This window comes from Shewanella sp. 10N.286.45.A1 (assembly GCF_041470405.1).
Classification (GTDB): domain Bacteria; phylum Pseudomonadota; class Gammaproteobacteria; order Enterobacterales; family Shewanellaceae; genus Shewanella.
In genome coordinates this window covers 35153-47308 of the sequence record NZ_JBFRMK010000049.1, presented here as the reverse complement: position 1 = coordinate 47308, position 12156 = coordinate 35153, and the positions used below count along the sequence as shown (strand labels likewise).

10 protein-coding genes are annotated in these 12156 nt (G+C 40.0%); 2 read left to right on the top strand and 8 right to left on the bottom strand.

Translation table 11 applies throughout. From position 1 onward, the window contains the following. Positions 1-392: 392 nt before the first annotated feature. The 7 genes from AB4238_RS04550 to AB4238_RS04520 form a co-directional block, all read right to left on the bottom strand. Positions 393-902 (bottom strand): hypothetical protein, encoded by a 510-nt coding sequence (locus AB4238_RS04550; RefSeq protein WP_372031752.1) that lies wholly within the window; start codon positions 900-902, stop codon positions 393-395. A gap of 110 nt (positions 903-1012) precedes the next feature. Beyond that, positions 1013-2071 (bottom strand): restriction endonuclease, encoded by a 1059-nt coding sequence (locus AB4238_RS04545; protein WP_372031751.1) that lies wholly within the window; start codon positions 2069-2071, stop codon positions 1013-1015. Positions 2072-2270: 199 nt separating this feature from the next. Beyond that, the gene (locus AB4238_RS04540; protein WP_372031749.1) at positions 2271-2477 is read right to left on the bottom strand and encodes an antitoxin Xre/MbcA/ParS toxin-binding domain-containing protein; all 207 of its coding nucleotides are present in this window, start codon (positions 2475-2477) and stop codon (positions 2271-2273) included. A gap of 482 nt (positions 2478-2959) precedes the next feature. Beyond that, on the bottom strand, positions 2960-3571 hold the full coding sequence (gene cas6f / locus AB4238_RS04535; RefSeq protein ID WP_372031746.1) for a type I-F CRISPR-associated endoribonuclease Cas6/Csy4: 612 nt from the start codon (positions 3569-3571) through the stop codon (positions 2960-2962). 1 nt (position 3572) lies between these two features. Beyond that, the gene (csy3, locus tag AB4238_RS04530; RefSeq protein WP_372031744.1) at positions 3573-4673 is read right to left on the bottom strand and encodes a type I-F CRISPR-associated protein Csy3; all 1101 of its coding nucleotides are present in this window, start codon (positions 4671-4673) and stop codon (positions 3573-3575) included. 9 nt (positions 4674-4682) lie between these two features. Then, positions 4683-6788 (bottom strand): type I-F CRISPR-associated protein Csy2, encoded by a 2106-nt coding sequence (locus AB4238_RS04525; RefSeq protein WP_372031742.1) that lies wholly within the window; start codon positions 6786-6788, stop codon positions 4683-4685. Beyond that, positions 6782-8017 carry a TniQ family protein gene (locus AB4238_RS04520; RefSeq protein WP_372031739.1) on the bottom strand — a complete coding sequence of 412 codons (1236 nt, stop codon included), beginning with the start codon at positions 8015-8017 and terminating at the stop codon, positions 6782-6784. The genes AB4238_RS04525 and AB4238_RS04520 overlap by 7 nt, the downstream gene beginning before the upstream one ends. Before the next feature lie 252 nt (positions 8018-8269). On the opposite strand from AB4238_RS04520, the gene AB4238_RS04515 reads away from it, so the two are divergent. Further along, complete coding sequence (locus AB4238_RS04515) at positions 8270-8680, top strand: hypothetical protein (protein ID WP_372031737.1); 411 nt, start codon at positions 8270-8272, stop codon at positions 8678-8680. 316 nt (positions 8681-8996) lie between these two features. Next, positions 8997-11777 (top strand): UvrD-helicase domain-containing protein, encoded by a 2781-nt coding sequence (locus AB4238_RS04510; RefSeq protein WP_372031735.1) that lies wholly within the window; start codon positions 8997-8999, stop codon positions 11775-11777. 10 nt (positions 11778-11787) lie between these two features. On the opposite strand, the gene AB4238_RS04505 is transcribed toward AB4238_RS04510, so the two are convergent. Then, positions 11788-12066, bottom strand: a complete 279-nt coding sequence (locus tag AB4238_RS04505; protein WP_372031733.1) for a hypothetical protein — start codon at positions 12064-12066, stop codon at positions 11788-11790. Positions 12067-12156 lie beyond the last annotated feature (90 nt).

The window sequence follows — 12156 nt, the reverse complement described above, 5'->3', positions numbered from 1 at the left end:
ATGCAGACTTACATGTAATTTATGCAGGCTTATGCTTTAAACAACAGCAGGTGTCGCTGCAAGCATAACCTGACATACCTCTTATTCAACTTTCAACCACTTAGCTAAAAAATATAACCATATTCTGACATAAAATATAACCATAAGCTGACAAATCGGTGCAGTGACTAATTAACGCGAACAGCGACATGTTCTTTTATTACGACTACTAGGCTCTCACTTTTGGACTAAAACGTTTTAGAGTTTAGGTCATAACAACCACTATTGGCATTAGAGAAAGTATTGGACTCCGATAAGGTAAAGCTCTAATAATGGGCAAAAAATTGTTGGCTAAAATGTTGAGGAACGAAAACGGCCAACTTTTTTTGTCCTTATTAATTAGCTTGTTAGGCTTAAAACGTCTCAGACAAACTAATTGCTACCTGTCGGTCTAATTTAGGAACAACCTCTAAAATATTATCTACTGTTAAAGGCGAAAAACAACCAAACTTATCACGCATATTTTTTAAAGCGTCTTTTGATTCAGCAAGTAACTGCTCGACTAGACTCCATGCACGGTCATACTTATCGTCGCCAGAGCTATCCCAAATATTCCCCGAATGTCGAGACATAAAATCATGCGAAAACCAAACCGCTACCCCTTCCTCTAAAACTGTAGCCACTCCAAAATCTACAGGAGATAGTAGGTGCACGGCTTCATGACCTAATTGATAATATGCTCTGTAATTTTCTCTCATACATGAGTCCCCAATTTTTATCTGAACTGAATTTTGATCAGGATAAAAGACTTGAGGAACATTTGGGTGAACCTCCACAGGAAGCATATTCCTTGAATGATTACGCGTACCAAACATTTGTTCGAGCTCATTCAAAGCAAGGTTTAAAATATCATCAAAACTCAATTAATACTCCTGAAGCCTAACGCCGCACTAGGCGGACTAAAATTGTGGGTTAAAATGTGTAGCGAAAAGTAACTAATGTTTTAGTTCCGTTTAAGTGCCTTGCCATGTGTTTAGCGAGGCAACTCCATCAAGAATTCATCCACTTTTTCAAACAAAAGTTCATTTGGGTCATCACCAGTGATCTTGCTTTTTATTAAGTCAATTAGCATATTTTCATCAAGGTTTAGAATCAATTTACCATGCTCACGCATAGCTCCCTGGCATGCAACAACAGCATTGTCTGATGGTCCCTTTCGAGATATGAGAAAACAAACTTTACGTTTAGCTTTTTCATAAAGATATTTTTCTGTGGAATACACCTGAGACTGACCTATCTTATCTTTGTAATTTTTGAATTCAAATAGGACATACCTAGAATCTAAGTTCAAAGAAATAAATTTCCAAACGGTTGAATTATCAATGACTCGACAAATCATGTCATAGCGATGCAAATCATCTGTAGTTCTTTTTTGTTGATACCAGCCTGTTAGGTCATTATCAAAAAGGTACTGTAATATTTCACTAACAGTATCTTCGAATTTATAGCAACCTTCTCTCCCTGGAGGTATCGCTTGCAGACTATCAATGAAATTCATCCCAATTTTTTCATTTTCATGTGATGAATTTGAATCTAATGATGCTTTAATTTTTGTAGGCTGAATGATGCTTTTAATGTTGCTGTCAAGGTTTCGCTCAGAGAGGTCAATTTCTCTCAGCTTAACGAGTTTACCCAAAAGTTCTAAATCGACACTTGCTAGTGACAGTAAATCATCTAAGTTTAAAATTTGTATTTTATATTGATTTTCAATTCGCTCTTTAATTTCGGGTTTAATATCTGCAGCAACGATAAGTACTGCTTTATGAATCCCTTCTTCATTAGAGCTTTCAATTAATCTTTCCGAAGATATACGTAGAGCTTGTGTAGGGTACATGGAGTTGCGTGTATATTTAACTTCAAAAGCGACTCGTTCATTTTTGACGGGTTCTGTAGCAACGATGTCAATCCCAGTGTCAGAAAACGCATTCAATGATTCAACTACCCAACCATTCGCTGATAAAATATCACGACAAAGGTCTTCTAGAGCAAATCCAAGTCTTGCACTCACTCCAGCTCTTATTTTTATACTCAATCTATATCCTTTTTATAAATTTTTCTGACGACTACCTGACAGTAACTGAAGACACATAACTGTAGTGGACAACAGGTATTGGCACTGTTTTGTAAATTACTGCAATAACTCGGAGTCTATCATTAGATATGATTATGTCACTAGCAATAGTGCGTAACAAACTTTGGGTCAAAAGTGTGCCAGGATGGTACTTCGATATTCAAGAAAAATCCCCGCACTCCATTTTATTGAGCAGTTCGTTGACCAATTTACGTCCTTCCGGAGATCCGAGTAAATCGTTGGGCTTTTTGTTACCGAGTGCCGGAACGTCACTGTTAAATAGCGATTCAGCTAGGCTACGGTCGCCTTTATAAATATCACAAGCCTTTCGAAGAAGGTCACATGCACTGAGATCTTTTGTAGTCATAAGAATCACCATTTCACTAAAAGGTTATTGATAGATTACATCCGGTGGGGAAAGTGGGCTAGAACTAAAAACATACAGCCTCTGGCTCGTCATATCATTCTCCTAACTTTTCAAATAAAAACCTCTTCTCATAACATCAAGAAGAGGTTTTGCTGCCTATTCGGCAGATATCAAAGCATGATTAATTGACTGTACTTCACTGACATTTTCAGCTGCCTATTCGGCAGGTCACGCGTCAAGCGTATTTCTTACCCAATCTGATTTCTTTTCAGCTGCCTATTCGGCAGGTCACATGTAGCCTGAGTATTGCGGGTCTGGTTCATACTTTTCAGCTGCCTATTCGGCAGGTCACTATGCGTTTATCAAAACTTCATGATTAAAACCAATAGCTAACTATAAATATATACTTTTAACCTTAATAAATCACCATAAACAAATAGCCATATTTATCAGCAACTTAAATCCAGCCTGCAAAAAAAGGCTTAAATATTCTCAACTAAGTGAGCTAGATTTGGAACAGTGCCATTCAGTTGCTGATTAGTAGCAAAACCATAGCTATTAAACATGGGTTCCAACTGCTTATCCACCACACCTCTCTGAATATGAAGAAGATAGTCTTGCTGACTTTTATCGCTACTCATGGCAATTCGGTGAAACGCATCCCGCTCTCTTGGTTCGGTGTTTTTATTGGGATTAAAAACTTCCCCTCTTGCTAACGCGCGTTTTTCTAAACGTTTTAATCGTCTTCGAGTTTCACCAACAAATATTTTTGCTATATTTTGATTGCGCTTAAACCTGACCTCTGTACAACCATCGGGAACAGCTTCAACATTACCGACGCTAAAGAATCCACACTCCTGCATATCTTGAAAATAACCTTGTAGCCTCAGCTTATTCAATACACCGATATCGGTGTGAACAAAAGCCATCATATTGCCGATTGATGCATCTGACCAAGCTGGAAAGCTCACACCAAGCCCCTCAATTTCATGCTTACAAATAAAGCCATGCATAATTGAAATGCAGCGCCCAGTAAGCAACGCTAGGTTTGCTTGTTCTGGTAAAAATCTCACCATCAAATAGTAGCGTTTCATACTAGGCCTTCGCAGGGGTTGTTGTTTTAGCGGTTGTGGTTTCGGCTTTTGATTTACTTTTAGCTTCAGCCTTTTTCTGGAACATGCCGCCCTTTATTAACACCGCAAACAGATAGTAGATATTTGGGCTGATGGAATATTCTCCCTCAGCTAGCTGTTGCTTAAGCTCTGCAAGATAGAGCTCTGTATTAACAAACAGAGAATAAAAACTCTGCTTAGATTCAGGAGCACGGCGCGCAACACCTAACTCCTTGTCTGCACCGTATTCATGAATACGTAATCGCTTTGAACCATCAACATCCCACCAATCATCAATTAATTGCAGTGCAGCGCCTATTTTTACCGAATTAAAGCTCACAGCATAACGACCATCAACACACTTCACTTTAGCAAATTGTTTTGAGGCTTCGCCCTGTGCCGCCTTTTCGCCAAAAGACTGGCTTGGGTAGATCTCTTGGCAGAAAGCCGTTTCAATTTTTGCGGTGATATTTGCATCCCAAAATACAGTAGGATCGGTTAACGCTTGATGAACCTCATGACTTAACTCCTCTAATACTTGCTGAGCCTCGGCAGGCCAACGACTATCCCAAGCCAGGTGACGGGTATTAGCTATTTGATAGTAGTTACCAGAGCTAGTCTTAATTTCTATTTGAGAGTTCCCCGTATTTTGGTTACGCCAAAGCCAGGTGCCTAACAGCACGTTTTTACAATATCGAGTAGCTAGCTCTTTGTATCCGCCACACGCTTTAAATGTAGCAGCAAACTCTTCAAGTAAAGCAAATACTGTAGGTTCGCTGCAGCCAGAAGGTTTAAGGGAATTAGCTTGTACTCGCAATGAGAAACGACAATAGATATGCTCGATATTTGGCGGCACATAACACTCTTCGAGGATAAGGGGATTACAGTGGGCTAAATCTTGCGGTGCTAAGTTTTTGGATTTGAACTGAGGAGTAAATGCTTCTGTAAAACCCACCTTCTGACCACGAATTCGGTTGATTTCAGCTTCAAGAGGGACAAAATCACTTTCTGCTGTTTTGTAAAAGAAAATCGCTTTGCTTGGGTACAAAGAGCGGTCGTACTTTAAAACATTACATAACTCCATAAAGCATCCTCAAATCCGTTTCATTAGCATTGAAGTCTCTTTTATATCGAGCATCCAAAAGGCTCGCCTAAAAAAGTTACTCATCCCTTGCAACCTTATATCAATAGCGGTGGCACACTCAACCACTCCTATCGCAGGCTCAGCATAACAATGTAATGGCTCTAACGAATTCTTGCGGCTTTCAGGGGATCCTAACATCAGATATCCCGACATGACTGGGCAGAGTGCTACATTTAGCTTCAATAGCTGCAGCAACCCATCAAGGCTATCCATTTGATATCTAGTTGGCATTATCCATTTACCGGATGCAGGAAGCCGCCTTAGCTTTGAGTACAGTGATGCTTCGCTACGATACAACTCGCACCACTCATCGACTGAGCCGATCTCTGGAGGATGCATTACGCCTCCGGCAAATGTTGCAGGAAAACTGGATTTTATAGCATCTGTAGAGTTATCAATTGCATCTAACTCCTCTTCATAGCCATCAATGTGCACCACAAAATCAAACACTAAATCGCAATGTTTATTATCTACAATCCCAGCCCGTCTAAACTGGTTTTCTTTTTGCCCTTGCATACCGTACTCAGGCAGTTTTTTACCCGCTACAGATGAATACTGACGAATAAACCATGAAAATGAGGTTAGTCTAAGCTGGGTGCCTAGCCTTTCATTTAATCGCCGTTGGTAGTTATGCATCATTCCCCACACAGCCGTTAACGAAGGTACGCCTGCGCAATAAGGATTAGATAACGCTTGGGCATCAAATACTCGTATGCCTTTTAGATACAAATAACGCTGTTGATTGTCTTCATCTGAATCTATTGCTACTGCATTCGATTCTTTCGAGAGGTTATCGAGCAACCATTTTAAACTACTTTTCAATGGCTTCATCAAATGCTGATGGAAGGCATATTTTTGTAATGTATTTGAGTTAGACAACACTGTATTTAACAGGCTAAATATTGGGCTTAGTAAGCCGACAAGATTTTCTTTTTTCGCAGTTAAAAACTGATACTCAAATGAGCCATGAATACAGGCCAGTTCACTCACATGAATCTTGTTCTCTTCCACCTCTAAACGCCACTCTAATAATGGTGACAACCATTCAGTCAGGGTTGCTCTTATCTGCCTCATACTGGCAACTTTTTGCTGCCTACGTTGCTTTAATGCCAGTTCAAAATTCTTTGATAAAAGCCCCTCTAAAGCTCTCTTGAATCGAGGTTGTGATAACGCGCCTTGGTTTAATACAGTTTGGCCGGCTTGAACCTTTAATACCCAAGAGTCACTTAATCCATGCACAGCATTTCCTATCCGAGGAGGATAATTCAGCGCTTTGACGTTACCACCAAGAGAGGCCGATAACTCACTAACAGCCGCTGGACGCGTAAACTCAATATTAGTGTATCGGCCCTGCTTAGCCATTGCAGCTTGCTGTATTTCAGCTTGAAGTGCATGACTAACAACTGGCGTTATCGCCAAATAGCCATCTCGATAAGGCAGACGAACTTGAATCGAATATTTATCGACACGACTAGGGCTCTCATCACTAGGCAATGAAGCTTTAACCCTGCCGCAAACGTTCATGAAGTACTTCACAGGCATACCAAGTTGCTGAAAAGCCGTCTTCCATTCCTTAGGAGCATCAGTCAAAACAGTTGCGAGGCAACAAACTCGTTCTTGCCAGATAAAATGACATGTAAATAACTTTGCTAAATTCACTTTGGCACTGTCATGTGACCAACCCAAAGTGCTTTTGCAGTTTGCACGACTCAATACATGAGAGTGTGATAGCGGAGATGCTTTAATCAGCCTTTGCTTACTGACTCGTATGTCTGGATACTTTAAATTATGCGTATGTAGCCATTGCACCTCGCCAATACAAGCATCTATATGTGTATCAGTATTGAGTGTTTGCTTGGCTAACCGTTTATCAAGTAGATCATCAACCTGTTTTCTAGGGTAAGTCAGATTAAGTAGAATAGTTAACGCAGCAGCTTCATAACCTGTCACATCCATCGGCGCGGTATAGGCAGTAAATGCTCGTCTTAAAACGATATTCCGCTCAGAGATATCATCAATGTCGAGCAATTCTTGGAATTTTAGTTTATCTACCATGCTGATAAGTACATTCCTTGTTTATCGTTGCCAAAACTAGTTTTGTACTCGATAACTTGTCTTAAGTAGAACACACCAATATGAGGACCGATTCGTGTGCGAATCTTTTGTTTAAATCCAGCAGTTAACACACCATCTTGATAAAGCCGATACACTTGCTCATGAGTGGTCGATAGTAATACTGCGGTTTCAGCCACAGAGACCAACATATCAGCCACATTGGGCTTTTTTGATTTAGGATGCGACACTACTAGTTTGCTGATGTATTCCATCAAAGCAAGGTAGATAAAATGCGGCTCTTTATCTTCAGGCAGTAAACATTGGGAATCTAAAATCAGATCATCGTAAATTGACCGAAATGATGTGCGATTAAATAGGTCAATAAGCCTGGCCTCAGCACCAGAAGTCACCACATCGAGTTCCTGATAGAAACTAGCAGGCCAGTCTTCAAAGTAGGTAATTGCTCTATACGCCATACATTCAGTATTTTTAGCATGACGCTTCTGGTACCAAAGCAAAGCAGCAAATCGATGAGTCGCAGATGTGCCAATAAATAACAGAGGATTGTTAGATAAGGCATCACCATCAAACAAGCTACGGGACAATACAACCGCTTGGCTATCGGCTTTCTCGCTCGAAGCGGTGGCAAACTCAAAGCCGCAAACGCAATGAGCAATAGACTCGTTCTCAATGTAATTGATAGGTTGTTGGCAATCAGGGCAATGATGAATCAGTTCACACTCATGCTTGGCACACACTTCAATTGGCTTAATATGCCAAACCTGCCGAATATAGGGTTCTTCTTTCAAACATTGAGGACAAATAGGTACAGTCTCAATACCATCTTCACCAGCGCAACGAATAAAGCTCAATGGAATATCAACACCATTACGATGCACTGCAGACATTCCTCCAACAAACCTTCTATTCGATCGTAATAAGGCAAGTTTTTGTAACTCATGTGGAGGTAAATCAAGCAGGGATTCTAGCAAGCTCAACGCCCGCATTCTAAAGTGACTGTTATGCTTGGCGTGATAAACATTAAGGCGTTTTAGCTCGATAGGAAAAGCCCCGTGGGCCTCAAAGTCCAGCTCGTGAAGCTCCTCACGAATAGCTAAACTCAGCTGTTGATATGAGTCAAAGAAGTTCTCCGCCACAACTCGCAGCAGGTAACTCTCCAATGACTCATCGGAGAATGCGCGTGCGTTAGGAGAAAAGAGAAAAGCCATTAAACACCAAAAACTAAGGAATTCTTAGCTAAAGATTACTCGCTCTGTAGGCTGTTAGCAAGCCATTACAAAACTGATGACATCACCCAATAATTAAACATGATACTAACAAAAACAATGATCAAACTCTCAAATACTCGCACCAGGGAGCCTCATCGTTTAATTTACAGTCAGCTCTGATGTATAACTAGCAATAGAAAAATAGCCATTCGAATTCCGTTATATTCAGGCGATTATCGCTGTAGAGGTCAAATGAACAACATTGTCTCGAAAATACATCAAGGGCGATACGATACCGAAAAGCAATTACTAACCCTGCGTAATAATGCACTAGATAGAAAGAGAAAAGATGTACTCGATGCGGTAAACCAGCGTCTAAAAAAGTGCTTTCCAAAAACATACCAACGTCTTGTGGGGCCTCTGAACGCAAGAATTAGAGATGAAAAGTTTAAATGCTACTGTAATAACCCCAAGAATCTTCATGAGATCTATAAAGACATCATTAATAAGAATGTTCATTATCATTCACTAACCTGCGATGCTTGTTGGCAAGAGGATTTGACGAAGACATGGGGCTATTATGGCTGGGCCAGTAAAATGATTTCAGTACAAACATGGCAAGATCTGTGTGATGAACGTGGCAATGATAAGTTTGCAACTTAATTAACTAAAGACCTTATATTGCTTAAAGCAAAATGGCTTCCGTTACTATGAAAACTATAAATCTAAGGAAACATCAGTGGGCTTAAAAGGCGACATCGTTTTACACGTCAAATTCGGTGAAGGGGTAGCTCTCCATAATTACCCCGAAAAAGATGATGCACGCGGCATCTTAGTTAAAGTCAAATTTTCAAACAAGATTAGAGAAGTCAGTTCTCCCAGCCTTTACAATATAACTGAGCCAACAAAATCAAAAGAACCAAGTACATATAAAGAAAAGTTGAGATGTGAACAAATAAAGCGAGCTGCATTTTATAAAATGAAGAAGTTAGCCATTGCAGCCGAAAAAGAGCAGGAAAGAGTTGAAAAAGAAGCTGAGAGAGCGAAAATAGAAGCCAAAGCAGAAGTTGAGAGAGTAAAGAATAAAGCAAAGGAAAAAGCCGAGAGAGCTAGGGAACGCCAAGAAAAAAACAGGTTGCACGCTGAAAGAAAAGCCTTAATCCAACAAAAAACAGATCAGCTGTTAACACTATTTAGTGCTAACTACCTTAATGCTGAAAGCCACTTTAATACCCATTGCAAAGGTGTTATCTCTCAAGCTGAATTCGACAAATTAAGAATCAACTTCGTAAGGAACTGGCTAGTAACCTACTCGCCTAAGAGAGATGCCAAACAGCTAAACCTCGATGATGAGCAAGCTTTGGCTATCGCCAGCGTGAATGGCAACGTTCAGGTTATTGCACGAGCAGGTAGCGGCAAAACAACCACGCTTGTACTCAGAGCTTTCTTTCTCATTAAACACTGTAATATTAATCCACAAGAGCTATTACTGCTTGCTTTCAATAGAAAAGCAGCCCAAGAAGTACGTAAAAAATTAATGTTCTTACTCTCAGGGGTACCTGAGTCTCAACTAGCGCAGAAAATCGATGAACTAAAAAAACGTAATAGTAGAGACGTAATAGCTACCTTAGAAGCCAAAGCTATAGAACAGCTAATTACACAATATGACATAAATCTACCTAATGTATTTACCTTTCATGCATTGGCTTACGCCATCGTTCACCCTGAAGAATCACCACTTTTTGATAGTGAAGACAACCAATCTTTAAGTCGTTTAACTCAAGGGATAATTGATGACTACCTTAGAGACAGCAAGCACCAAGCTGAAATAAAACACTTAATGATGGCTCACTTCAAAGAAGATTGGATCAGGATTGTTTCAGGCGGATATGAGCAAGATAAAGCAACATTTTTACAGTATCGCCGTTCACTCCCACAACAGTCATTAAAAGGCGAGTATGTTAAATCCTACGGTGAAAAGCTCATTGCTGACTTTCTCTTTGAGCATGATATCGATTACAAATATGAGCGAAATCATACTTGGGACAACATCAACTACCGCCCTGATTTTACGCTTTTTAAAACGGCAAAAAGTGGTGTAATAATCGAATATTTTGGGTTGAAAGGAGATCCAGATTATGACGAGATGAGCTATAAGAAACAGCAGTATTGGAAAGACAAAAATAACTGGGATTTGCTATTTTACACTCCAGTAAATATTGCTGAGCAGAGTAATGATAACTTTCTCAATCACCTACAAAAAGATATAGAAGCTCAAGGTTTTATTTGCAATAAACTATCAGATGAAGAGATTTGGCAACGTTGTAAAGAGAGAGCCATAGACCGGTTCACTGCAGCCATGGTTGCTTTCATTGGTCGCTGTAGAAAAGAGTCATTATCAGAAGATGAGATGGCATTAAGATACAATAACTACAAGACTAGTTCCGAAGTTGAAGCCCAATTCCTTAAATTTTCTACACAGTTTTATACTGATTATCTCAACACGCTCAAGAATACTGGAGAAGACGATTTTGACGGTTTAATACAAAAGGCATCGAGCATCTTAACTCAAGGTAAAACAACCTTTGAAACTAAATCGACAACTGGCGAGCTGTCGAATCTAAAGTACCTGTTTATTGACGAATACCAGGATTTTTCACACCTTTTTAATGAGCTTATACAATCCATAAAGAAGGCAGCGCCCAAGGTAGACCTTTTCTGTGTAGGTGACGATTGGCAAGCAATCAACGGCTTTGCAGGTTCAAATTTAAAGTACTTCAAAGAGATTAATCGCTATATTAGTGAACCAAAGCAACTTGAAATAACCACCAACTATCGGTCACCGACACCAATCGTCGAGCTCGGCAATAAACTCATGCAAGGGCTAGGTACTCCCGCCAAAGCAAATAAGTCACATTCTTGCACACTAAATTTAGTCGACATGGCCAACTATAAGCCAGTAAGGCTAGAGCTTGAAAGACACAGCGGAGACATCATCACCCCTGCAGTTTTAAGGATAATTAATCAGTCGTTGCTCAAAGAGCAAGATGTCGTTCTACTATGCCGAAAAAATAGTATCAGTGGTTATATTTTTTGGGGAGCAAGTGAAATACAGTTGGGAAGCCTTAGAGGGCTAGATAAATATCTCCAGTTTATCCGCAGCTTCTTCCCTGAAGAGCAGCGCAACAAAATCACTATTTCAACCTCTCATCGTTATAAAGGACTCGAAAAACCGACCGTCATAGTCATGGATTTAGTTAAGCGTAGCTACCCATTAATCCACCCGGACTGGGTTTTTCATCGCTTTTTTGGCACGACCTTAGAAACGATTATTGAAGAGGAGCGCAGGTTACTCTACGTAGCTCTGACTCGAGCAGAAAAAGATCTCTTTATCATTACAGATACCAAAGAACCATCGCCATTTTTTGACAACATTCGTAGCGCTACATTTATGAATGCTATCCAATGGGACACCTACCCGCCTTTTGTTGCCGAAGGCCAAGTTAGAAGGGTTTCTGTACATATAAAGAACTTCCAATATGCCGAAAACAGCGGAACGTTTCCCATAAAAGATCTATTGAATGCATCAGGTTATCGCTGGCGCGCCGTAAGCAAAACATGGGAAAAAACATTCCCTATGGAGGAGTTTGATATCAACATACTGACGAGTGAAGTCTGGTACTCAGCCGCAACTAACTTACAAGTAGACATGATTGATGATACCCAGAAACATATCAACACCTGGTATATCGGTTGTTAGCTGCACACATTCAATAAAGCATGGCGGCAACGATACCGATAAAAATACCAAAACCTAATATCCCCACGGTTCGCCAAGGATTGCTTAATCTTGCTAGCTCTGCCTTGTCACGCTCTTTATCCAATTCATCATAGGGGTTTGGCAATGGCTGGTAGGGACTGTCACATTTTTCACAGTAAAGATAATGGCTACCTTGCTCTGCTTGGTAAAAAGTAAAGTTATCAATAGATAAACCAATTTCATCACCACATTTTATGCAGCATGATGACCCTAAACGTATTACAGGCATATTACCTTTCCCTCTACCGTTTTTTATTTGTTATGAATAAATTAAAAGCTGACATAAAAACTTGACCGTAAACCATAACATAGCCATTTT

Bases quoted from the DNA above. Each gene is read 5' to 3' on its own strand.
- AB4238_RS04540 (WP_372031749.1), bottom strand. From the start codon at position 2,477: ATGACTACAAAAGATCTCAGTGCATGTGACCTTCTTCGAAAGGCTTGT.
- cas6f (WP_372031746.1), bottom strand. From the start codon at position 3,571: ATGAAACGCTACTATTTGATGGTGAGATTTTTACCAGAACAAGCAAAC.
- csy3 (WP_372031744.1), bottom strand. From the start codon at position 4,673: ATGGAGTTATGTAATGTTTTAAAGTACGACCGCTCTTTGTACCCAAGC.
- AB4238_RS04525 (WP_372031742.1), bottom strand. From the start codon at position 6,788: ATGGTAGATAAACTAAAATTCCAAGAATTGCTCGACATTGATGATATC.
- AB4238_RS04520 (WP_372031739.1), bottom strand. From the start codon at position 8,017: ATGGCTTTTCTCTTTTCTCCTAACGCACGCGCATTCTCCGATGAGTCA.
- AB4238_RS04515 (WP_372031737.1), top strand. From the start codon at position 8,270: ATGAACAACATTGTCTCGAAAATACATCAAGGGCGATACGATACCGAA.
- AB4238_RS04510 (WP_372031735.1), top strand. From the start codon at position 8,997: ATGAAGAAGTTAGCCATTGCAGCCGAAAAAGAGCAGGAAAGAGTTGAA.
- AB4238_RS04505 (WP_372031733.1), bottom strand. From the start codon at position 12,066: ATGCCTGTAATACGTTTAGGGTCATCATGCTGCATAAAATGTGGTGAT.